The sequence below is a fragment of the Lactobacillus sp. XV31L genome (genome assembly GCF_059900865.1).
This window is the reverse complement of the sequence record NZ_JBWXGC010000004.1, coordinates 104422-127083: the sequence shown is the minus strand read 5'-3', so window position 1 is coordinate 127083 and position 22662 is coordinate 104422. Positions and strand designations below refer to the sequence as shown.

The following is a 22662-nucleotide window of genomic DNA, read 5'->3' as shown; positions in this document are numbered from 1 at the left end:
ATTATGGTGGTAAAAAAAGACAAGTAAGGTTCAGATTTGGTATGATGGTCTTAGAAACTTTATTAAAGAGGAAATCCCATGACGAAAAAACCGCTAATTATTAGTACTGATCCTGGCATTGATGACGTAGTTGCAATTACGATTGCATTGTTTGCCCAGCAACTTGACGTTAAACTGCTGGCAGCCACTTGGGGCAATGTTCCCCTAAATAAGACTTTGGCTAACACATTGAAAATAGAAGCCTTCTTAAAGACGCAAGTGCCCGTTGTCAAAGGAGCAGCCCTGCCCTTGCTTCGAGAAGCAATTGATGCTTCTGATGTTCACGGCAAGAGCGGCTTGGCGGGCTATGAATTTCCTGCTCCAGACCTCAGTTTGCTGAAACCGGGACTTGCAGCAGATGCAATCCATGAAGTTGTGACTAATAGCGCAGAGAAGGTAACTTTAATGCAGATTGGTCCTGCAACTGACTTTGCACTATATTTTCGGCAATTTCCAGAAGACCTGGATAAGATCGACCAACTGGTGATTATGGGCGGAGCGATTGGTCGCGGCAATTGGGGCCCGTACAGCGAATATAATGTTGCAGGCGACCCGGAGGCAGCTCAAATCGTTTTTTCAAGTGGGATTAAAATCTTGCTTGCACCACTTGAGTTAGGCCACCAGGCTTTCGTCACGCAAGACACGCTGCTTGAACTCAAAGACTTGGGCACAACTGGTGACATGCTCTACCATATTTTGACTAGCTTGCAAGATAAGACCGACACTGATGGACGAGAAATATATGATGCTTTGGCTGCTGGTATGCTGCTTAACCCAGAAATGTATACCTTCAAGCCTGCATACGTATCTATCGATACCAAGAGCCCAAGCAGCTATGGGGCATCAGTAATTGACTTTGACAACTTCTTTGGTCAACCTGCTAACGCCCAGGTTGGGGTCAAGATTGATCAAGAAACTTTTGCCAAGTGGTTTGTTACGGCAATTAAAAAGGCAAATCAGTTGAGGTAGATAATGGCAGATTTCGTTTATCGTACGGTGATGCACGATATTAAGCAAAATATTTTGGACAATAAGTACGATGGGATGCGTCTTCCTGACGAACGTAGTCTGGCAGACTACTACCAGGTTAGTCGTTCTTCAATGAAACGGGCAATGGAACAACTTTCGCAACAAGGTATTGTCTTTAAAAAGCGGGGCAGTGGCACCTTTATTAACCCGCTTTACTTGAAGAACCAGTCTCTCTTTCGATATGAGGGCTCGAACCTGGGTTTAACTGATAGTTTGAAGATTCCTGGCAAAACGCCGAGCATTAAGCTGCTTGATTTTAACGTGATTAAGGCACCAGAAGGAATCGCACAAGATCTTTTTCTCAATGCCAGCGACTTTGTCTATGAATTTCACCGCCTGCGACTGTTGGATGAGCATCCATTTTTGATTGAGACGGGCTACTTGCCAATTAAGATCGTACCGGAACTAAAGCCGGAACACTTGAAGAAGTCGCTATTCAATTACCTGGAAGACACGCAGAACAAGGTGGTTACCAAGTCCTTTCTCAATATTACGGTTGAGCCTTCTAGCAAGGAGGACCAGGAGCGCCTAAATTTAACAGCAACTGAACCAGTGGGCGTTATGGAAGGGATTTTCTTTTTAGATGATGGAACGCCGTTTGAAGTTTCAACCATGAGAATCCATTACCAGTACATGAAATTCAACACGTTTGTAAATTTAAATAAATAAAAAAATGGACTCCTTGTGAGTCCATTTTTTGGATATATTCTAAATTAAAAGAGCAAGTCTAAATATTTAAAAACTGTTTAGCATCTGTAATTGGACCAGTGTAGACAAAGTTCAAATTGATTTTCTTGGTCTTGTCCGCCACCCTACGCAGTAGTTTGCGCTGGCGGCCGGTCAAACGTACATGGTTCAACACCGTATGCGCTTGAATATACATGACTAACTTGCCCGCATAATCTAGCGGGTGGTCGCATTTTTCAAATTTGCGTAGCACAAGTCCAACTGCATCTCGAATAGGCTTATATTTAGCAATATTCAATTCATTATAGATACTAGCAAAAAAACTACGGTAAAACTGGTCTAGATCTTGATACACTTCTTTATTTAGCTGGTTCTTTTTTGGGGTCGAACTACTAATAAAAAAGTTGGTCATGACATCACTCCTTTAATACTGGAATAATTTGCGTTTTGGCGGCAAAGTTTTTCCTGAGCTCTTGGGGCAAAGGAACATCCGTGATGAGGACGTCAATTTGGCTCAAGGGAATTGACATGTATGGAGAAGTGTTTTGACTGGCAAACTTATACTGTTCTGCAACGACTACAACTTGCCTTGCCCTTGAAGCAGCTACCCGGATTAACTCTGAGTCACTCATCTTAGTAAGGTAAATGCCATCGCTTTTAACATTGGAAGTACCAATGAAGGCAGTATTAAAACTCATTCGCTTTAGCGTTTCTATTGATGTAATAGAGTAGTTAAATCGGTGCTCCTTATCAATCTTTCCGCCGAGCAAACGCACCTGAGGCAAGCTAGAACGCATTAATTCAAGGGAATTGTCAATTGAATTGGTGACGATCTGCATGTCTCCCCCATTAATCAGTTCACACAACTTTTTAAGAGTAGTTGAGGGACCGATAAAGTCACATTGGTTAGGGTGAACAAAGCGTTGGGCCATTTGCGCCATCTTTGTTTTTAAGGGCGAGGCAATTTGATTTCTAGTTAAGAAGCCAGGCACGTCATCTTGCCTGTTGGCGATTAAACCACCATGAATGCTTGGCCCGTTGAGGTCAGATGCAAAACGTCACGGCGAGCAGTATCGAATGAAACGTTAAAATAATGAGCTAATTCTCTAGTAACCAAGTGGTGCTTTTGCTCTAAAAGCTGCTTAATCTGGCGTATCTGTTCTGCTTGTGTCATTTTTCCTCTCCTGCAACTAATTTAACATTTTGATCTGCATAAATTAATGATTGTGTCAGCATATTTGATTTTAAATCAGTACTTGAGCATAAAAACACTGAAGTGTAAAGAATATCTGCCATATATTCTGAAGTGGAACGTACCAATTTGCTAAATGGTTGAGCTTTATCGAGATCTTGTTATAATAGTCTTAAAGCCGAAGCAAATAATTAATAATTAAAGGGAGAATTAAAATGGCAATTGATTATGATTCACAAGAATTTTTAAAAAGTGTTGACGCACACTGGCGTGCCGCCAACTATCTATCTGTTGGACAGCTCTTCTTGATGGGTAATCCATTATTAAAGCATGAACTCAAAGCCAGTGAAGTTAAACCCAAGCCAATTGGTCACTGGGGGACTATTTCACCACAAAACTTTATTTATGCCCACTTGAACCGGGTAATTAACAAGTACAATTTGGACATGTTTTACATTGAAGGTTCTGGTCACGGCGGCCAAGTGATGGTTTCTAATTCATACCTTGATGGTTCATACAGTGAACTATATCCAGAAATTCAACAAGATGAAGAAGGAATGGCCAAGTTATTTAAACGGTTCAGTTTTCCTGGTGGGTCGGCTTCGCATGCAGCCCCAGAGACGCCCGGATCACTACATGAAGGCGGCGAATTGGGATATTCTCTATCTCATGGTACTGGTGCAATTTTGGATAATCCAGATGTTATTGCCGCTGTTGAAATAGGGGATGGAGAGGCTGAAACGGGCCCGCTGGCTACCAGCTGGTTCAGTGACAAGTTTATCAATCCGATTAAAGATGGTGCCGTTTTACCAATTCTGCAGATTAATGGCTTCAAGATCTCTAACCCGACCATTGTTTCAAGAATGACTGATGAAGAACTAACCAAGTACTTCGAGGGCATGGGCTGGCATCCTTACATCATTTCCGCATACCAGGGTGGTGAATTTGCAGGCTACAAGGACCACATGCAAGTGCATCAAGAAATGGCCCAGTTGATGGACACCGTAATTGAAGAGATCAAGGCGATTCAAGCAAATGCACGCAAGAACAATGATGCTACCTTGCCCCACTGGCCAATGATCATTTTCCGTGTGCCTAAGGGTTGGACAGGACCAAAGGCTGACCTTGAGGGCAATCCGATTGAAAATTCATTTAGAGCTCACCAGATTCCAATTCCAGTTGATCAAGATGACATGGAACACAAGGACATGCTCATTAACTGGCTGAAGTCCTACCGACCAGAAGAACTATTTGACGAAAAAGGACACCCAACTGCAATAGTTAAAGAAGATAACGTTGATGGTGAACTTAGGATGGCGGTCAATCCAATCACTAATGGCGGCAAGGATGCAAAGCGGCTCAGTTTACCAGACTACCGTAAGTTTGCGCTCAAGTTTGACCAGCCAGGTTCAGTGGAAGCAGAAGATATGACTGAATGGGCCAAGTACCTGAATGAAGTTGCTGAAAAGAATCCAACGAATTTTCGCGGCTTTGGCCCAGATGAGGCTAAGTCAAATCGCTTGTTTAAGTTTATTGATGAACAAAAACGGCAATGGGAAAGTTCGGTTCACACGCCTAATGATGAAAACCTAGCGCCAAGCGGACGCTTGATTGATTCACAATTGTCTGAACACCAAGATGAAGGTTGGCTTGAAGGCTATGTTTTGTCAGGACGCCATGGCTTCTTTGCTACTTATGAGGCATTTGGTCGGGTAGTGGATTCAATGCTAACGCAGCATATGAAGTGGTTGAGAAAGGCCAAGGAACAATACTGGCGCAAGGATTATCCGTCTCTTAACTTCGTTGCTACTTCAACTGTTTTCCAACAGGACCACAACGGCTATACTCACCAAGATCCTGGTATCTTGACTCATATGTATGAAAAGAACCGTCCAGACCTGGTTCACGAATACCTGCCAGCAGATACTAATTCGCTGTTAGCAGTCTCTCAAAAGGCCTTCAGCGATCGTGAATGCATCAACATCCTGGTAACTTCCAAGCAATTGCGTCCGCAATGGTTCACTATTGACGAAGCCACCAAGATCGCAAACCATGGGCTTTCCTACATTGACTGGGCCTCAACTGACCAGAATGCTAAGCCTGACCTGGTCTTTGCCTCAACGGAGACAGAGCCGACAATGGAGTCATTGGCTGCGATTGATCTTTTGCATCAAAGCTTCCCAGACCTCAAGCTTCGTTACATTAACGTAATTGATGTGATGAAGCTGATTAACACCAAAGACAATCCAGAAGCAATTTCTGATGAAGAGTTTGACCGGTTGTTCCCAAGTGATGTACCTGTGATCTTTGCTTGGCATGGCTACAAGGCAATGATGGAGTCAATCTGGTTTGGTCGCAAGCGCAGCAATGTTCACATTCACTGCTATGAAGAAGAAGGCGATATTACCACCCCGTTTGATATGCGGGTGGTCAATGAGCTTGACCGCTTCCACTTGGCCAAGGATGCTATCTTGAGCGTGCCACGTTTTGCTGACAAGAGTGCTGGTTTTGTCAATCAGATGGATGACCTGCTAGCCAAGCATCACCAATACATCCGTGACAATGGCAAGGATATGCCAGAAGTGACCGGTTGGAAATGGACTGGTTTAAGGTAAAAATAGAAAACTTTTCTTGACGCAAGCAATAAGAATCCCCTTTTCGCAGTTAGCCTAAGGGGATTTTTTGCTTGCTTAAAAGCAATTTGGGGCCAGACTAATTTTGAAAATTTATTGCTGCTTATAACCGATTTATTATAAAATTAAAGCGTTGGTTAAAGTTATCTGTAACACTAGAGCAAAGGAAAAACAATGACTAAGCAAATCAATGTGTTAACCACAACGGACCTTCATGGTTTTATTGCCAACCAGGGCGAGCAACCAGCATTAGCCCTGCAAGGCTTGAAGCAAAAATTCCCCAATGCCTTGCTAATGGACAGTGGAGATTTTTTTGTTGGAAACCCGTTAACGACTTTTTTTACGGATGAAATGCCGCTTTCGCCCTTAGTAGCTTATGCCAATAAGGTAGGCTTCGATGTGATGGTGCCAGGCAATCATGACTTCGATCATGGCCTTGCTTACTTAAGAGAACAAGTTAAGCACTTAGACGCTGACTATGTCTGCTGCAATGTCTTTTCAGAAAATGGTGAATTGATTTTTCCACCGTATGCTGTCAAAGAAATAGCTGGCGTTAAGCTTGGGGTAATTGGTCTGCTGACTAGTAAAATGTCAATGATTAGCGATTTTGACGTGACGCGGGACGTAGTTGTTAAGGAGGCCTTGCCTGAACTGCAAAAACAAGTTGCAGCTTTAAAAGGGCAAGTTGATCTTGTCTTGGTTGGCTACCATGGCGGGCTGGAGCGCGATCTGGCAACTCATAATGAGATTAATTATGCCACTGGTGAAGATGAAACTTTCAAACTAGTTTCGCAAACGCCGGGAATTGATGGCTTTAGTTGCGGCCACCAACATCGCGTTAACCATGGCCAACTTAATCAAACCTTGGTGGTGCAGTGCGGATACCGGGGCAGTCACTTTGGTCACCTTGCTTTTGACTTCAATGAAGAAGGAGAAATTGTTAAGCGGCAAGAAGAAGTAGTCGCAACGAGCACTTTACCTGGACAATCAGGTGGCTTTTACAATGAGGCAGCTTATCAGAAGTGGCTGAAAGAACCGCTGGACATGAGTCATATAGCAGAGTTTTTGCAAGCAAAATATGGCCGCAAGCACATGGGGATTTTTATTAATTTAAAAGGCGAGACAAGGCAGGCAGTGCTTAATTCTTTCACTATTCCATACGGTGTCAGGATTTATCACCTGTCCCAGGCAGAATATCAGGCCCTGCTTAAACAAGAATGGACTATCAAAGTGGAAGATTATCCCAAAGGAGCCCAAGACTTTGTGATTATGACTAATTCATATGAGGTGCCAGAATACCGGCTGACTGACCAATTTGTTGATAATATTGTTGATCAGTACTCATACTACTTGAAGCAGCGAGGTTAAGGAGATAATAATGGGAATAATTGGAATAGCAGTAGTACTAGGATTACTTTACTGGGTAAGTTTTGATCGCAAAAAAATCGACTATAAATCAATTTTGTTTTTATTTATAACCGAACTAGTGATTTTGTTCTTGATTTTAAAAACCTCAATCGGCAATTCGATTATCAAGGGCTTGTCTGGTAGTTTAAATATTATTAGTGCCTCAAGCAGCAAGGGTGTTAACTTTGTTTTTGGTGACCTTAAAAATCCAGCGGCAGCCTCGCAATTCTTTCTGGATGTACTGTTGCCACTAATCTTCATCTGTGCCTTAATTGAACTCTTGCAGTATCTGCGGATTCTGCCCTTTATCATCAAATATGTTGGCAAAGTGTTGAAAAAGCTCTTTCACATTGATGAAATCAACGCCTTCACGATCTTGAGCTATCCTTTTGTCAGCAACGGAGTCTTTGTTCCTTTTAAGGACCAAATGAAGAGCATGTCCTCTAACCAGTTGTTTACTCTGTCGATTTATACTTTATCCAACACGACGGTGACGATGCTGGCCTCCTACATGCACATTATCAAGTCTGAATATATCATTGTGGCCCTGGTGCTCAACCTCTTTACTTCGATTATCGTGGCTAAAATTGTGGCTCCATATGATGTTAGCCAGGTTAACTACGAAATATCAACTAAAGACAATAATCAGAAGTCTTTGATTACGCGTCTGCTTGACAGCATGAATTTGGGCTTTCGACTTGCTATCAACATTTCAATATCAATTATCGGCTTTGTCTCCTTGATTACATTTGTAAACATCATTTTTAAGGCGATTTGTGGAAAAACATTAACTGCTTTAATCGGGTATGTCTGTGCACCAATTGCCTTTTTGATGGGAATTGACCTTCATTCAGCAGTCAGTGCAGGGACAGTCCTTGCAACTAAAGCCTTTACTAATATTTTTGTGGCAATTAATCAGATTAACATGAACACGGTACCGGTCAAAACACAGGCTATCGTTAGCGTCTTTTTGATTTCCTTTGCCAACCTCCCTAATTTAGGCACAACTTTGGGGATTATGCATACGATGGTGGATGAAGAGCACGGTGAAGCAATTGCCAGCCATGCCTTGCGCTTGTTCTTAGTTGCAACAGGCGTCAGCATCATCAATGGGGCGCTTGCGGGACTGTTTTATTCATTTTAAAGTTTTGCCCTTGTTAATTTGGGAGATTTTATTTATAATAAAGTTCATCAAGGGAGTAACAGCAATTACTTGCGATAAGCCCAACAACCGAAGGAATACTTCTGGACTTATCTTAATTAGTGAGACTTGTGTGTGTTTGAGCACATAAGTCTCTTTTTTTATTTTTGGAGGTCAATATGGCGCAAAGTTTTTACCAGCAAGCAGTCAAGGATGTTGAAAAAGAACTATCAACATCAAGCAGTAGTGGATTAACACAAGACCAGGTGAAGCAGCTGCAGGAAAAGTATGGTTCAAACAGTCTAGCTGGAAGCAAGAAAACCAGTATCTGGCAGCGCTTTTTAGCCCAATTCAAGGACTTTATGATTATTGTCTTAATCATTGCGGCCCTCTTGTCTGGCTTTGTAGCTCGTGAATGGACGGATGCTGCAATTATTATGATTGTTGTCATCCTCAATGCTGTTCTTGGGGTTTTTCAAGAAACTCGCTCAGAAGATGCGATTAACGCCTTAAAGAAGATGGCGACACCAAACGCCCATGTGCGGCGGCAAGGCCAGGTGGTCGAGATTCCAAGTACCGAACTGGTACCAGGTGACATTGTCCTGCTTGAAGCGGGCGATGTGGTGCCTGCAGACCTTCGCTTAGCAATCACCAGAAGTCTAAAAGTTGAAGAGTCAGCTTTAACGGGTGAATCAGTACCAGTTGACAAGGATGAAACAGTCATTGGAGAAGATAAGGTGCCACTGGCTGATCAGGTTAACATGGTCTTTGCCAATACCAATGTTACTTATGGTCGCGGCGAAGGAATTGTTGTGCAAACCGGGATGAACACTGAAGTGGGCAAGATTGCCACCATGCTTAACAACACGGATGAAACCGATACACCTCTAAAGCGCAACTTGAACCAGTTGGGCAAGACCTTGACAATCATGATTTTGCTAATCTGCGCAGTGGTCTTTGTTGTGGGCTTTTTCACTAAGAAAGGAACAGAACCGACTGACAAGCTGGCTATTGACATGTTTTTGGTTGCTGTTTCACTTGCAGTGGCCGCAATTCCAGAAGGGCTACCCGCTATTGTCACAATCATCTTGGCGCTTGGCACCCAGGTAATGGCAGCCCAAAAGTCAATTGTACGTAAATTGCCAGCCGTTGAAACGCTAGGTGCCACCGATATTATTTGTTCAGATAAGACTGGAACGTTGACACAGAACAAGATGACAGTGGAACAGGTTTATTATAATGGCAAGGTCCACCAGGCAAACGAAGCAATTAAGGCAGACAACGCGGCCCTGTTGGCAATGGTCTTGGCGAATGATTCTAAGCTAGATGATAGTGACCAACTATTGGGTGATCCGACTGAAACAGCACTGATTCAGTATGCTTTGGACCAAAAAATTGATGTGCACAATTTGCTCAAAAATCACCAGCGACTGCAAGAAGTTCCCTTTGATTCGGGCCGTAAAATGATGAGCACAATCAACCAGATGGACGGCCGATACTTTGTTGCTGTTAAGGGTGCACCGGACCAATTGTTAAAGCGAATTGACAAAATAGCAGTTGATGGCCAAGTTAAAGCAATTACGCCCAAGCAGCAAGAGGAAATTTTAGCTGTTAACCAAAAGATGGCCAAGAAGGCACTGCGTGTCCTAGGACTTGCCTATAAGACTACGGACGGTCTATATGATGATCCGGATACTAATAATGTTGAAAGCGACTTGGTCTTTGCTGGTTTAGTGGGCATGATTGATCCTGAACGGCCAGAAGCCAAAGAAGCGATTGTTGAAGCCCACCAGGCAGGTATCAGGACAGTCATGATAACGGGTGACTTCCAGGTAACTGCGCAGGCAATTGCCGAGCGTCTAGGCATATTAAAGCCAGGCCAAGACGAACGAGTAGTTACAGGAGCACAGCTAGATGAATTTAGTGACGACTTTCTAAAGGACCACGTGCGCGACTTTAGTGTTTATGCTCGCGTTTCGCCCGAGCACAAGGTTAGAATTGTCAAGGCTTGGCAGTCTCAAGGCAAGATTGTAGCCATGACCGGTGATGGCGTTAATGATGCCCCGAGTCTAAAGCAAGCTGACATTGGCATCGGTATGGGAATCACAGGTACTGAAGTATCTAAAGGTGCTAGTGATATGATCCTGGCTGACGATAACTTTGTTACAATTGTAGAAGCAGTTAAGCAGGGACGAAAAGTTTTCAGCAATATTCAAAAGGCCATCCTGTACCTGATGAGCTGCAATGTGGGCGAAGTCTTAACCGTCTTTATGATGACAATGCTGGGCTGGGATATTCTTGCCCCAGTTCAATTATTGTGGATTAATCTGGTAACTGACACACTGCCAGCAATTGCTCTAGGACTTGAACCAGTCGAAAAGGGGATAATGAACCGTCTGCCGCGAGGCAAGAAGTCTAACTTTTTCAGTGGCGGCGTTTCTAGTTCAATTATTTACCAGGGGATTCTGGAAAGCATCTTAGTTTTGACGACTTACCAGCTGGGCTTAAACTTGGGCCCGCATGTTGGCAGTGCTAGCATGCAGCATGGTGATGCATTGACGATGGCCTTCTTGACCTTGGGGCTGATCCAGCTCTTTCACGCTTTCAACTCTAAGTATGTTCACCAGTCCATCTTTTCCAGGCGGACCCTGTCCAACAAGTGGTTTAATTGGGCGATTGTAATATCAGGTTTGGTGATGGCAGCCGTTGAATTGCCCTTTATGACTAAGTTCTTTGATGTAACTGAATTAAACGGACCACAGTGGTTAACTGTTCTAGCTGCTGGTGTCTGCATGATTATTATTGTAGAAATAGTTAAGTTCTGCCAGCGCCGTTTAGGCCAGAAGTAAGTTCTTAAATGGGAGGTTCATCTTAAGGGATGAACCTTTTTTACTTGCTTTCAAGTGAATAGATGAAGCACAATAATAAAAAGATTAGAGGGGGGGAAAAATACCCTCTTTGTATAATTTTTAGTTAAAAGAATGGCTTAACTTTTAAAAATCTTAACAGGTATAGTAAAATAGATATCAACTACTTTGCAGTTAATTGCAATGAAGATGAAAGGGGCGATAACAATGTCGATGATAGAATTCCATGACGTGCAAAAATATTATGGCCATTTTCATGCACTGCACGACATTAATTTAGAGATTGATCAAGGCGAAACGGTGGTTTTGATTGGGCCATCTGGTTCAGGCAAGAGTACCCTGGTTCGTACTGTTAACGGCTTGGAATCAATCCAGGAAGGCCAATTGATTGTCAATGGGCATGATCTTTCTGATTCTAAAACTAATTTGAATATTTTACGCAGTGACGTTGGAATGGTATTTCAACATTTTAATTTATACAAAAATAAAGATGTTCTTGAAAATATCATGTTGGCACCACGAATCGTGAGTCACATTCCCGAAGAAGAAAACAAGAAACGGGCGATTGAATTGCTTGAGATGGTTGGTCTGGAAAAGTGGGCGCACAATATGCCTGCACAGATTTCGGGTGGCCAAAAGCAACGGGTGGCAATTGCCAGAACGCTGGCAATGCAACCGAAACTTATCTTGTATGATGAACCAACTTCTGCCCTTGACCCCGAAATGATCGATGATGTTTTGCAAGTTATCAGAAAGGTAACTGCAGAAAGCGGTATGACATCCCTAATCGTGACGCACGAAATGGGCTTTGCCAAAGAAGTTGCCAACCGGGTAATCTTTATGGACAAGGGCCAAATTGTTGAAGATGATGATAGTGAGAGCTTCTTTAAGCAGCCTAAGACTGAACGGGCACAGCAATTTTTGAGTAAGATTATCTCGCACTAAGGAGGCCGGTGATGAAAAAGAAATTATGGCTACTTCCCTTATTTGCGTGTTTGCTTTTACTGTCTGGCTGCGGCAAGAACCTAGCAGAGCAGTCTGTTCTAGAAAATGTTAAGCAAGCTAACACTATTACATGGGGAGTTAAAGGTGATGTTAAGCTGTTCGGCTTAATCGACGTTCGTGATGGCCAGCAAAAGGGCTTTGATGTCGATATGGCCAAGCACATTACCAAACATATTTTAGGGCCCAAAGGTCGAGCTGAATTTGTCACCACCACTTCTCAATCAAGGATTCCATTGCTAAAAAATGGCAATGTTGATGCAGTAATTGCGACGATGTCTATTACGCCAGAACGGAAAAAGACTATCTCGTTTTCAAAATCTTATTTTGATGCAGGTCAATCCTTGTTAGTACCAAAAAATTCATCAATTAAAAGCACCAAGGACTTAAACGGCAAGACTGTTATCGGTGTAGTTGGGGCCAATTCGGTTGACAACATCAAAAAGGTTGCGCCCAAGGCCAAAGTCATCGAGCTTCAAGATTATGCTCAGGCAATGAATGCACTGAAGTCTGGCCAAGGCGATGCGTTAACAACTGATAACGGTATCTTGTTTGGGCTAGCTGTGCAAAATCCAGGCTATGAAGTTCGCGGCAAAACCTTTACGGTCGAGCCTTACGGTGTAGCAGTTAATAAGGGCCAAACCTCATTTACTAAGGCTGTTGATAAGGCAGTTCTTGAGATGCAGCACAACGGTGAATATAACCGCCTGATTAAGAAGTGGTTTGGCGACGTTCCAGGATTTAAGTATAAGGAGCTGTATCGCCAATGATTAATATCTTTGCTAAATTTAGTGACCAGCTGCTGGTTGGTCTGGGCTGGACCGTGTTGTCCAGCGTGATTGCATTATTTTTCAGTTTAATTATTGGGACTATTTTTTCAATTTTGGAAGTGGTTCCCAACCGGGCGCTACGTTTTATTGGACGAGCATATGTAGAAATTCTGCGGAATATTCCCTTGCTGGTAATTACAATGTTCTTTTACCTGGTTATTCCGCTGTATGTTGTTAAGATCAACGGTTTTACTGCGGGAACGATTGGCTTGACGCTGTATACTTCTGCCTTTATTGCGGAAACAATTCGCTCAGGCATCCAGTCTGTTTCTGGTGGTCAGATGGAGGGGGCCCGGTCTAATGGCATGACCTATTGGCAAGCAATGCGCTACATTATATTGCCGCAGGCATTTAAGATTGTGATTCCTCCACTAGGCAACCAGTTCATTAACTTGGTTAAAAATTCGTCAGTACTTGCTTTTGTTGCTGGGTTTGACCTGATGTATCAAGCCAACTCAATTGCATCAGCAACCTTTGACACAATTAATAGCTATTTGGTAGTTGGGATCTTATACTTGATCGTAACCTTGCCGCTTAGCTATTATATGCAACACCTAGAAAAGAAGTTAGCCTAGAAGGAGGTACGGTAAAATGCAAAATTGGATTAATGCCTTTTCTTGGCTCAACGTCCGCTTTTTATTGATGGGCCTCTGGGTGACGATTTATATTTCGGTAATCTCAGTTGTTTTGAGCTTTATTCTTGGTTCAATTCTGGGAATTATCAGGTACTCTAAGATTAAGTACCTCTCCAAAATTGTCGGCTTCGTGATTGATATCATCCGCAACGTTCCGTTGCTCCTGATTATCTTCTTCACCTACTTCGGTCTGCCTAATTTTGGTTTGCGTCCAGAAACAATTCCGGCAGCCATAATTGCGATGACTGTTTTTGAGTCAAGCATGATTGCTGAGATAGTGCGCTCAGGTATCCAGTCCGTGCCAAATGGTCAGATGGAAGGCGCACGATCAACCGGCATGTCCTTTGGACAAGCACTGTGGCATGTGGTTTTACCCCAGGCCTATAAGAATATGATTCCGACAATCATCAGCCAATTTGTTTCTTTGATTAAGGACACCTCGCTAGCCACGATTATCGTAGTGCCAGAGATGATGCAGCATGCGCAAGTAATATACGGGCAAAACGCTAACTACATCTTGCCGATGTTTGCGGCACTGGCTGTTTTATACTTCATCGTTTGTTTTACCTTGTCGATAATTGGCAACCAGATTGGCAGGCATCTAAGCTAAACTTTAAATTATCAAATAATATATTTAAATAAGTTTTCACAATTTGTGAAAGCTTATTTTTTGTTTCCCCAGTATTGACTTATTAATCTATAACAATTCACAAGCTTGTTTAAGAAAATATTTATTATCTGTAATTGTTATTAAAATATTTTAAGAAAATAATTGACATATTAAAGTTTTACATTTATATTGTTATATAACATCATATAACAATATAAAAGAAAGGAATACAAATGAAGAAAGAATATCAACGAGAAATCCAAAAAGCAGTTGCGGCTAGCCAGAAACTAGGAGGGCTTAACCACGTCTACTTTGCAGCTTGTGGAGGATCGATGGCTTTCTTGCAGCCAGGTGAATATATCATTAATCGTGAGACAGACATTCCTGCAACAGTTTTACCAGCACGCGAATTTACGACCCGTAACCCACATGACCTAGGGAAACACAGTATAGTGGTTACTTGTTCTCATTCGGGCAACACACCTGAAACTAATGAGGCAGTTAAGTTTGCTCGGGAAAAGGGTGCAATGACAGTAGCGATTACTTTTGCCCAAGATTCTGATTTGGAAAAGAACTCTGATTATACTTTGCACTATAGCTGGGGTAAGGGCACAGATGCAGCTGATTTGAACACCGGAATACTATATGGTTTTGTCTTTAGCTTGTTGAAAGCAGTAACAGGTGACACAAAATTTGACAAAGGCTTGTCTGCTCTTACTAACCTAGAAAAAATTGCGGCAAGAACTAGAAAGCAGTTTGACCTTACAACCAAGAAGTGGACAAGTGAATTGAAGCGAGAAAAGCTAATTTATGCAGTCGGTTCCGGTATCAATGCGGGTCAAGTGTATTCATTTTCAGCCTGCTGGCTTCAAGAAATGCAATGGATTAATAGCAGCTACATTAACTCTGGAGAATACTTCCACGGTCCCTTTGAAATTACTGACTTTGATGTCCCCTTTATTATTTGTGAAGGTATGGGAGTTACTAGGAAGATGGATCATCGTGTCTCTAATTTTGCCCAGAAACATAGTAATAAAGTTTACGTGATTGATAATGCCGAGTTTGATCTGCATGAGATTGATCCAGATTTTCAAGAATACTATTCACAAATTCTTTCTGGTGTCGTATTCCGGCAACTTGCTGAAGGTTTTGCTTATGAAAGAGGACACTCGCTAGATGTACGGCGTTACATGTGGCACTTAGATTATTAGAAAGTAGTAAAAATGAAGTTAATCGCAATAGGTGATAATGTAGCAGACACCTACGTCAACGAAAGATTATACTTTCCAGGCGGAAATTGTGCTAACGTTGCTGTCAATGCTAAAAAGGCCGGTGCAGCAGTTTCTGCCTACTTGGGGATTCTGGGTAATGATGATCGAGCCCATCACATTAAAAAATCATTGAAAGAAGAAAATGTTCAAATGGTTAATTGTCGTAAGGTATACGCACCGACGGCTCAACCGCGTGTTTTTATTACTGCGGAAGGAGATAGAACCTTTGATGCTGGTCCCAAAAATTCAGCATTACACTTGTTCTCTTTGATACTAACCGCGTCTGATTTTAAAAAAATTGCTAATTTTGATGTTGTACATGCTGGAATTGATTCGGGTATTGAAGAATATTTGCCACGACTTCATCAGCAAGTTAAAGTTTCTTTTGATTTTTCAGATATTCGTGATGAAGAATATTTTAAAAAGGTCTTACCCAATGTTGACTTCGCTTTCTTTTCAGGTTCAGATTTAAAAGATGATCAGATTATTGCATTCTCGAAAAAGTATTTAGTCCTTGGCCCCCAGGTTGTAGTAATTACTAGAGGAGAAAAGCCGGCGTTTTTATTAACCGATAAAACTTCATGTTATCAAAAGCCCCAGAAAGTTAAAATTATCGATACGATGGGAGCAGGTGATAGTTTTATAGCCGGCTTTCTGGTTTCCTATATTGAACAGCATGATTTACTTCAAGCTGCAGAAGTAGCAAGCAAAAATGCTGCGAATACTTGCCAGCTATCAGGTGGTTTCGGTCACCAAAAATCTTTTTAGAAAAGAGGGATATTTATGAAAAAAAGCAAAAAATTTTTAGCAGCTGCAATTGCATGCTTGGGTATGTTACAAACAGGCTGTCAAAATAATTCGGATTCTGGTACGAAAAATCAGAACAAAATTATTGTGGTTCAGAATGCAACCGTTGATTCTTTAGACCCAATTTTAGCGTATCAAAACACTTCATCTACTGTTGTAGCAAATGTGAATGAAGGGTTATATACCATTGATCCAAATGACAAGCCGCGGTTAGGTCTTGCTGCTAACGTTAAGACGAGCAACCACGGCTTAACCAAGACCTATACGATTCGCAAAGATGCCAAGTGGTCAAATGGTGATCCAGTTACGGCAAGTGACTTTGTTTTTGCTTGGCGGCGATTGTCAGATCCAAAAATTGCTTCGGCTTTTAACTTCCAGCCCGGTGCTGCCGGTATAAAAAATGCTAATGATATTGTTGCAGGTAAAAAGTCGGTTGAATCATTAGGTGTAAGGGCGATCGGAAAAAGAACATTGGTAGTTGAACTGGATCATGTCGTTCCATATATGGATAAGCTATTAGCTTTTAGTGACTTTGCTCCCGTTAACCAGAAATATTTTGAAAAAACTGGTAAGAAATTTGCTCAGGATTCAGGTCATCTAATATATTCAGGCCCTTATCAACTTAAGGATTGGAAATTAGGAGATAATACTATCCAATTAGTTAAGAATCCAAAGTATTGGGACGCTAAAAATGTCAAAATTAAAGAAGTAAAGCTTGATATTATTACAGATCCTGAAAAGGCAGCAATTGCTTATGAAAATGGCAGCGCTGATTATGTTCATTTGAGTGGACAATTAGTTGCTAAGTACCGTAAAGACAAAAGCTTTGAAAATGATGTAGGTAATTTCACTCAGTACATCATGTTTAACCTTAAGAAAGCTGGAATGAATAATGAAGATCTGCGTAAAGCTATTTCTTACAGCATTAATCGTCGGGAGATAACTACCCATATTCTGAAAGATGGTTCGTCTCCAGCTCATGCAATGGTTATGAAGGACTTGGTTAAAAATCCGGTTAATAATAAGGATTTCGCCGATGAGTCAACTACTAACTTATCAAATTATGCTCCTGATCTAGCCAAAAAGTATTGGAAGAAGGCAAAAGCTTCAACCAAGGTTAGAACTTTTACACTACTTTATGACGACAGTGATCCTGCTTATGCTAATGTAGCTGCCTATATTAAAGCTCAAATTGAAAAACACCTTCCAGGGATGAAGATTGATTTGCAACAAGTAGCTAAGAAGACCCGTCTCAATAAAATGACAAAAGGTACTTATGACGCCACTTTAACTCGTTGGGGACCGGATTATGCTGATCCAACTGCTATTTTGAGTATGTACCAGTCTAAGAATGATAGTAATTATGGGCACTGGGCCAACTCTGAATTTGATCAATTAATGGCACAGTCAGATAAGACGACTGACCAGGCTAAAAGATACCAGCTTTTGCTGAAGGCCAACAATCTTTTAATTGATAGTGCCGCTTGTCCACCACTGTACCAGGTTGGTGCACCTGTTCTGAAGAGGACAAATATCAAAGATTTGCCAATGCATATTGCCGGTGTTCCATTCTTCTTCAAGTATGCATCAATTAAGTGATAATTTGAGCCAAGTCATAACAGGGCTGAGACATTATCTCAGCCCTGTTTGACTACATGGAAAGCAAGGAGGGATGAACTTGAAAAAATATATCTTAAAGAGAATTTTGATTGCTATTATAACTTTATTTTTAATTACTTTGATTTTGTTTGTGATGGAGAAGGCAATGCCTGGGTCTCCATTTAATGATGAGAAAATGTCACGCGCACAAGTCGCAGCCCTTAATCACAAATATGGGCTGGACGGTCCTATTCCAATGCAATTTTTTAACTATTTAAAGAATATGCTTAGTGGTGATTTCGGTGTATCTTATACTGTTCAAGTAAATACACCAGTTACAACAATGATTTTGCAGCACTTTGCGGTTTCGTTACAAATTGGTATACAGGCAACTATTTTAGGATCACTTCTAGGATTTTTGATGGGTATCTTAGCAGCTATCAAAAAGGGTACAATTTGGGATAACCTAATGACGAGTATTTCAGTATTAGGAATAAGTTTACCCAACTTTGTAGTGGCTCTGATCGTCTCGCTGCTATTTGCATATAAGTTAAAGATTTTCCCTGGAACCTACCAGCAAACTCAGCCCTTTATTTCCAGTGTTTTACCGACAATTGCCTTAAGCACATTCACCATGGCAAGTATTGAACGGTATGTACGTAATGACATAGTAACCATCATGAATTCAGATTATTATCGGTTGGCTGATTCAAAAGGGATCAATAAGTGGCAACTAATTACGCACCATGTCATTAGAAACACCTTGATTTCAGTTATTACGGTTTTAGCACCATTAATGATTGATTTGATTGCTGGCAGTATGGTAATTGAAAAAGCTTTTGCGATTCCGGGACTTGGAACCTTGTATATCGGTGCGATCCAAGCAAATGACTACAATGTTGTTCTAGGTATCACCTTCTTTTATGCTGTTTTGTTTATTAGTGTCATGCTAATAGTTGATATCTTTTACGGCTTGATAGATCCGCGCATTAGATTAGATGAGGGGAAATAAGATGGCGAATAAAAATAATGACTTTGAGTTTGCTCAAAAACATGAAATTGTGGATTATTATTCAGGTAAATCCTATTCATATGGTCAACTGGTGTTGCGTCGCTTTTTAAGAAACAAGGGTGCCGTTGTAAGTGCTGTTGTTATCATGGTTATTGCTTTAATTGCAATTTTAGCATCTCATTTAAGCCAATTCTCTCCCACGACGCCATATCCCAGTCAATCTAACTTAGTACCTGGAACAAGCGGACATTGGTTTGGCACTGACAACTTGGGTAGAGATATCTTCGTCAGAGTGGCTGCTGGCACCTCGGTCTCACTACGGGTTGCCCTAGTTGCGATGGCGATTGACTTGGTAATTGGCACAAGTTATGGACTGATTTCAGGATACTTTGGTGGCAAAATAGACCTTATCATGCAAAGAATTACAGAAATTCTGAGTACAATTCCAATGATTATTATAGTTACGCTACTAGTTTTAATAATGCGTCCAGGACTGATAAGTATTATTACTGCCATGATGATTGTAGGCTGGATTAATATGAGCCGAATTGTCAGAGCCCAAGTGCTTGAACTAAAATCGCGAGAGTTTGTTTTGTCAGCCAGAACAATGGGGGAATCAGACTTGAAGATTATTTTTTCCCAAATCTTACCTAATATATGGGGTCAGATTATTACTACTTTTATGTTGTCTATTCCAAATGCCATTTTTTTAGAAGCATTTCTGGCATTTATTGGATTAGGTGTGCCCGCACCACTTGCATCATTAGGTACTATGATTAATGATGGCTATACTCAGGCTATTGTTTATCCCTATATGGTGATTTTTCCAGTTTTATTCTTAGCCTTACTAATGTTAAGTTTTAATCTTGTTGCTGATGGCTTGCGTGATGCGATTGAAGGGAGCTAGGAAACGATGACTCATCCAATTTTAGAAGTTAAGAACTTACAAGTTGTATATCACACTGAACACGGCGACGTTCAAGCGGTTAGAGGTATTGATTATATAGTCAGAAAAGGTGAAACTGTGGCCCTAGTGGGAGAATCAGGTTGTGGTAAATCTGCTAGTGTGAAACCGATTATGGGGGAGCATGAGGCTAATCAGATAATCAAAGCAGGCAAAATTGATTTTACTTATCAAAGTATGGATGGTGAAAAGACAATAGACCTGTTAAAGGCCAGTCCTAAAATTTTGCAAAGTCAAATTAAAGGCAAGGAAATTGCCATGGTTTTTCAAGATCCGATGATTTCACTTGATCCGACAATGAAAATCATCAAGCAGGTAGCTGAAGCAGTCAAAGCTTCCAATCCTGAGTTGGATAAGGTCGAAGTGAAGCGAAGAGTTTTGGAATTGATTGAAACAGTTGGCATTCAAAATGCTGTCGTGGTTCAAAACCAATACCCACACCAACTTTCAGGTGGAATGAGACAGAGAATTGTAATTGCGATTGCTCTGGCAGGTGATCCCAGCCTGTTGATTTGTGATGAGCCGACTACTGGACTAGACGTTACTATCCAGGCCAAGATTCTAAATTTAATTAAACAGATTCAGAAGAGTAGAAAACTGGCAGTTATTTTTATTACTCATAATTTAGGTGTTGTAGCCAACATTGCAAACTATGTAAACGTAATGTATGCTGGTAAAATTGTTGAATCAGGTACAAGTGCAGATATTTTCTTTGAACCACGTCATCCATATACGTGGGGCTTGCTTACTTCTGTTCCTGATATTAATGAAGAAGTTGAGGAATTACCTACAATTGCGGGCACTATTCCCAATCTTACGGAACCAATTATTGGTGATGCCTTTGCAGAAAGAAACAATTATGCACTAAAAATTGATTTTAAAAAGCAGCCACCACTGTTCAAAATTAATGATCACCATTATGCGGCAACATGGTTGCTTGATAAAAGAGCACCCAAAGTAGAGATGCCTGCTATACTTCAAAGAAGAATTAGAAAAATGAAGGGGGCTGAACAGGATGACGAATAATATTCTCGAGGTACGGCACCTGAAACAATACTTTTCAGCTCCAAATAAAAAAGTTGTTAAAGCAGTTGACGATGTTTCATTTAATATTGCCAATGGAGAGACTTTTGGTTTAGTAGGTGAATCTGGTAGTGGAAAAACAACGATAGGGCGATCCATTATTCGTTTGTATAAACCAACAGCTGGTGAGATTAATTTTGAAGGGGAGCAACTGGCAGACCATTTGAATAAAGCTCAAACAGCTAAGTTGCGTAAAGATATGCAAATGATTTTTCAAGATCCGATGTCTTCACTTAATCCCCGTAAGAAGGTGGGAGATATTGTTGGATTAGGACTTGATATACATTACCCTAAATTGACTAAAGCAGAAAAATCACAACGCGTGTTGAAAATGCTAAAGACAATAGGATTAGATAGTTCCTTTGCTAATCGATATCCACAAGAACTATCCGGTGGCCAGAGGCAGCGTGTGGGAATTGCTCGAGTTGTGATTATGCAACCCCGTTTAATTATTGCTGATGAAGCAATTTCTGCTCTTGATGTTTCAGTGCAAGCGCAAGTAGTTAATTTGCTTCAACGTGTTCAAAAAGCAACTGACAGTGCGATGCTTTTTATTGCACATGATTTAGCAATGGTTAAACACCTTTCCAGCGATCTTGGGGTGATTCATCGTGGTCATATTGTCGAATCTGGGCCTACAGCTGAGATCTTTGCCAATCCTGTCCATCCTTATACCAAAAGCTTGTTAGCAGCAATCCCTCTAGCTAACCCGTTAGCAGAACAAAGCAAAGCTTCTTCTGATTATCAGGCGGAGCAGAGGCAATATGAAAATAAAGTAATGATAAACATCGGGCAGGGACATTCGGTTCTAGCTGATGGCTCTTGGTCATCTGACTAGGTATAATTATTGTTGTTAAGATAAGGGCTAGCAGGCTAGCATTCTCCGACCTGCTAGTTTGCTTAAAATAAAAACTTATTTGTAAGCGATAACAAACAGCTTTGCTGTTTGTTATTTCTTTTTTAATCTAGTAATATTGAGGCAATGAGGGAGTGTTGAAATGAATTCCGATAAGATAGTTGCCGCTGTACCGCTTTACAAAAAGGTTTATCTTGATCTCAAGAGGCAGATTCAAGTGGGTAAATTACAGCCTAATCAAAAATTGCCAAGTGAACAATACTTGTGTGAAAAGTATCAAGTGAGCAGAATCACTATACGTAAAGCGCTCAAATTGTTAACTGATGAAAGGATGATTGCCACTATTCAGGGTAAGGGCTCATACGTTAATATAAGCAAGATGAATGGTAAACTGGAGAAAATTGAAGGATTTTCAGAATTTGCTCTTTCGCGGGATAAAAAGAATAAGCAAGTTATTATTAAACGTGAAATTTTACAAAATCCCGCTGTGTCTAAAGCACTTTCCTTATCTGAACAAGCAGATTTAATTTATATTAAGCGCCTTTCAGAAATTGAAGATATTCCCATTGCAATTGATGAGGCTTGGCTTTCAGCAGCACGCTTTCCTGATTTGTTAGTTAAAATTGAGTCTGTCACATCCCTTTACGAGTATCTTGAACGGAAGTATCACGAAATTCCAACCAGCGCTTTCCGTGAGATTGGGACTGTTTTACCGAATAAAAAACAGAGTGAATTGCTTAAGTTAAGTGAAGTTGTGCCTTTGTTTGATGTTAATAAGACTGTCTATAATCAGTTCGAGCAACCGCTTGAATTTTCACATTATGTTGTGCGTGGTGATGAAATGACCTACACAATTGATTTAACGGCAGACAGTAAAGTCCATTTTAATGACAAACGCCTGTTATAGAAGTAAATTTTTGTGGTTTACCAGTAAAGAAAATTATTGCGGCTTCATGTGTTTAACATGGATCTGAAGATTGATTTACTGGCTAATGCCA

General features: G+C 41.1%; 19 protein-coding genes and 1 pseudogene. 18 read left to right on the top strand and 2 right to left on the bottom strand.

The window, feature by feature from the left end; translation table 11 throughout:
• The first annotated feature begins 78 nt into the window (after positions 1 to 78).
• On the top strand, positions 79 to 1008 hold the full coding sequence (locus AC2JF7_RS04005) for a nucleoside hydrolase (RefSeq protein ID WP_500727327.1): 930 nt from the start codon (positions 79 to 81) through the stop codon (positions 1006 to 1008).
• A gap of 3 nt (positions 1009 to 1011) precedes the next feature.
• Entirely contained in the window at positions 1012 to 1737 is a 726-nt protein-coding gene (locus AC2JF7_RS04000) for a GntR family transcriptional regulator (protein WP_500727325.1), read from the top strand.
• Between the two features lie 58 nt (positions 1738 to 1795).
• Here the strand turns inward: AC2JF7_RS04000 and AC2JF7_RS03995 are convergent, their stop codons facing one another.
• Both AC2JF7_RS03995 and AC2JF7_RS03990 read right to left on the bottom strand, forming a co-directional pair.
• Complete coding sequence (locus tag AC2JF7_RS03995) at positions 1796 to 2167, bottom strand: bacteriocin immunity protein (protein WP_500727323.1); 372 nt, start codon at positions 2165 to 2167, stop codon at positions 1796 to 1798.
• Positions 2168 to 2171: 4 nt separating this feature from the next.
• Positions 2172 to 2929, bottom strand: a pseudogene (locus AC2JF7_RS03990) (DeoR/GlpR family DNA-binding transcription regulator).
• Positions 2930 to 3162: 233 nt separating this feature from the next.
• On the opposite strand from AC2JF7_RS03990, the gene AC2JF7_RS03985 reads away from it, so the two are divergent.
• The 16 genes from AC2JF7_RS03985 (at position 3163) to AC2JF7_RS03910 (ending at position 22571) form a co-directional block, all read left to right on the top strand.
• A complete protein-coding gene (locus AC2JF7_RS03985; protein WP_500727321.1) occupies positions 3163 to 5562 on the top strand; it encodes a phosphoketolase family protein in 2400 nt (799 codons plus the stop codon).
• A gap of 192 nt (positions 5563 to 5754) precedes the next feature.
• Positions 5755 to 6948, top strand: a complete 1194-nt coding sequence (locus tag AC2JF7_RS03980; protein WP_500727319.1) for a metallophosphoesterase — start codon at positions 5755 to 5757, stop codon at positions 6946 to 6948.
• Positions 6949 to 6958: 10 nt separating this feature from the next.
• The gene (locus AC2JF7_RS03975) at positions 6959 to 8131 is read left to right on the top strand and encodes a nucleoside transporter C-terminal domain-containing protein (protein WP_500727317.1); all 1173 of its coding nucleotides are present in this window, start codon (positions 6959 to 6961) and stop codon (positions 8129 to 8131) included.
• Positions 8132 to 8307: 176 nt separating this feature from the next.
• Positions 8308 to 10977 carry a calcium-translocating P-type ATPase, PMCA-type gene (locus AC2JF7_RS03970; protein ID WP_500727316.1) on the top strand — a complete coding sequence of 890 codons (2670 nt, stop codon included), beginning with the start codon at positions 8308 to 8310 and terminating at the stop codon, positions 10975 to 10977.
• A 225-nt stretch (positions 10978 to 11202) separates the two neighbouring features.
• Positions 11203 to 11940: an amino acid ABC transporter ATP-binding protein gene (locus AC2JF7_RS03965; protein ID WP_500727314.1), complete on the top strand. Its 738-nt coding sequence runs from the start codon at positions 11203 to 11205 to the stop codon at positions 11938 to 11940.
• An 11-nt stretch (positions 11941 to 11951) separates the two neighbouring features.
• A complete protein-coding gene (locus AC2JF7_RS03960; protein ID WP_500727312.1) occupies positions 11952 to 12767 on the top strand; it encodes a glutamate ABC transporter substrate-binding protein in 816 nt (271 codons plus the stop codon).
• The gene (locus tag AC2JF7_RS03955; protein ID WP_500727311.1) at positions 12764 to 13402 is read left to right on the top strand and encodes an amino acid ABC transporter permease; all 639 of its coding nucleotides are present in this window, start codon (positions 12764 to 12766) and stop codon (positions 13400 to 13402) included. The genes AC2JF7_RS03960 and AC2JF7_RS03955 overlap by 4 nt, the downstream gene beginning before the upstream one ends.
• A 16-nt stretch (positions 13403 to 13418) precedes the next feature.
• A complete protein-coding gene (locus AC2JF7_RS03950; protein WP_500727309.1) occupies positions 13419 to 14072 on the top strand; it encodes an amino acid ABC transporter permease in 654 nt (217 codons plus the stop codon).
• 233 nt (positions 14073 to 14305) lie between these two features.
• Positions 14306 to 15283: an SIS domain-containing protein gene (locus tag AC2JF7_RS03945; RefSeq protein ID WP_500727308.1), complete on the top strand. Its 978-nt coding sequence runs from the start codon at positions 14306 to 14308 to the stop codon at positions 15281 to 15283.
• A gap of 12 nt (positions 15284 to 15295) precedes the next feature.
• Positions 15296 to 16111: a PfkB family carbohydrate kinase gene (locus AC2JF7_RS03940; RefSeq protein WP_500727306.1), complete on the top strand. Its 816-nt coding sequence runs from the start codon at positions 15296 to 15298 to the stop codon at positions 16109 to 16111.
• A gap of 15 nt (positions 16112 to 16126) precedes the next feature.
• Complete coding sequence (locus AC2JF7_RS03935) at positions 16127 to 17749, top strand: peptide ABC transporter substrate-binding protein (protein WP_500727305.1); 1623 nt, start codon at positions 16127 to 16129, stop codon at positions 17747 to 17749.
• 79 nt (positions 17750 to 17828) lie between these two features.
• On the top strand, positions 17829 to 18761 hold the full coding sequence (locus tag AC2JF7_RS03930; RefSeq protein WP_500727303.1) for an ABC transporter permease: 933 nt from the start codon (positions 17829 to 17831) through the stop codon (positions 18759 to 18761).
• Position 18762: 1 nt separating this feature from the next.
• Positions 18763 to 19668, top strand: coding sequence for an ABC transporter permease (locus AC2JF7_RS03925; protein ID WP_500727302.1), 906 nt, complete (start codon positions 18763 to 18765; stop codon positions 19666 to 19668).
• A 6-nt stretch (positions 19669 to 19674) separates the two neighbouring features.
• Positions 19675 to 20751: an ABC transporter ATP-binding protein gene (locus AC2JF7_RS03920; protein ID WP_500727301.1), complete on the top strand. Its 1077-nt coding sequence runs from the start codon at positions 19675 to 19677 to the stop codon at positions 20749 to 20751.
• Positions 20741 to 21646: an ATP-binding cassette domain-containing protein gene (locus AC2JF7_RS03915; RefSeq protein ID WP_500727299.1), complete on the top strand. Its 906-nt coding sequence runs from the start codon at positions 20741 to 20743 to the stop codon at positions 21644 to 21646. The genes AC2JF7_RS03920 and AC2JF7_RS03915 overlap by 11 nt, the downstream gene beginning before the upstream one ends.
• Positions 21647 to 21806: 160 nt before the next feature.
• Positions 21807 to 22571: a GntR family transcriptional regulator gene (locus AC2JF7_RS03910; protein WP_500727297.1), complete on the top strand. Its 765-nt coding sequence runs from the start codon at positions 21807 to 21809 to the stop codon at positions 22569 to 22571.
• The last annotated feature ends 91 nt before the right edge of the window (positions 22572 to 22662 follow it).

Coding starts and splice junctions, on each gene's coding strand:
- AC2JF7_RS04005 (WP_500727327.1), top strand. CDS start 79: ATGACGAAAAAACCGCTAATTATTAGTACTGATCCTGGCATTGATGAC.
- AC2JF7_RS04000 (WP_500727325.1), top strand. CDS start 1,012: ATGGCAGATTTCGTTTATCGTACGGTGATGCACGATATTAAGCAAAAT.
- AC2JF7_RS03995 (WP_500727323.1), bottom strand. CDS start 2,167: ATGACCAACTTTTTTATTAGTAGTTCGACCCCAAAAAAGAACCAGCTA.
- AC2JF7_RS03985 (WP_500727321.1), top strand. CDS start 3,163: ATGGCAATTGATTATGATTCACAAGAATTTTTAAAAAGTGTTGACGCA.
- AC2JF7_RS03980 (WP_500727319.1), top strand. CDS start 5,755: ATGACTAAGCAAATCAATGTGTTAACCACAACGGACCTTCATGGTTTT.
- AC2JF7_RS03975 (WP_500727317.1), top strand. CDS start 6,959: ATGGGAATAATTGGAATAGCAGTAGTACTAGGATTACTTTACTGGGTA.
- AC2JF7_RS03970 (WP_500727316.1), top strand. CDS start 8,308: ATGGCGCAAAGTTTTTACCAGCAAGCAGTCAAGGATGTTGAAAAAGAA.
- AC2JF7_RS03965 (WP_500727314.1), top strand. CDS start 11,203: ATGTCGATGATAGAATTCCATGACGTGCAAAAATATTATGGCCATTTT.
- AC2JF7_RS03960 (WP_500727312.1), top strand. CDS start 11,952: ATGAAAAAGAAATTATGGCTACTTCCCTTATTTGCGTGTTTGCTTTTA.
- AC2JF7_RS03955 (WP_500727311.1), top strand. CDS start 12,764: ATGATTAATATCTTTGCTAAATTTAGTGACCAGCTGCTGGTTGGTCTG.
- AC2JF7_RS03950 (WP_500727309.1), top strand. CDS start 13,419: ATGCAAAATTGGATTAATGCCTTTTCTTGGCTCAACGTCCGCTTTTTA.
- AC2JF7_RS03945 (WP_500727308.1), top strand. CDS start 14,306: ATGAAGAAAGAATATCAACGAGAAATCCAAAAAGCAGTTGCGGCTAGC.
- AC2JF7_RS03940 (WP_500727306.1), top strand. CDS start 15,296: ATGAAGTTAATCGCAATAGGTGATAATGTAGCAGACACCTACGTCAAC.
- AC2JF7_RS03935 (WP_500727305.1), top strand. CDS start 16,127: ATGAAAAAAAGCAAAAAATTTTTAGCAGCTGCAATTGCATGCTTGGGT.
- AC2JF7_RS03925 (WP_500727302.1), top strand. CDS start 18,763: ATGGCGAATAAAAATAATGACTTTGAGTTTGCTCAAAAACATGAAATT.
- AC2JF7_RS03920 (WP_500727301.1), top strand. CDS start 19,675: ATGACTCATCCAATTTTAGAAGTTAAGAACTTACAAGTTGTATATCAC.
- AC2JF7_RS03915 (WP_500727299.1), top strand. CDS start 20,741: ATGACGAATAATATTCTCGAGGTACGGCACCTGAAACAATACTTTTCA.
- AC2JF7_RS03910 (WP_500727297.1), top strand. CDS start 21,807: ATGAATTCCGATAAGATAGTTGCCGCTGTACCGCTTTACAAAAAGGTT.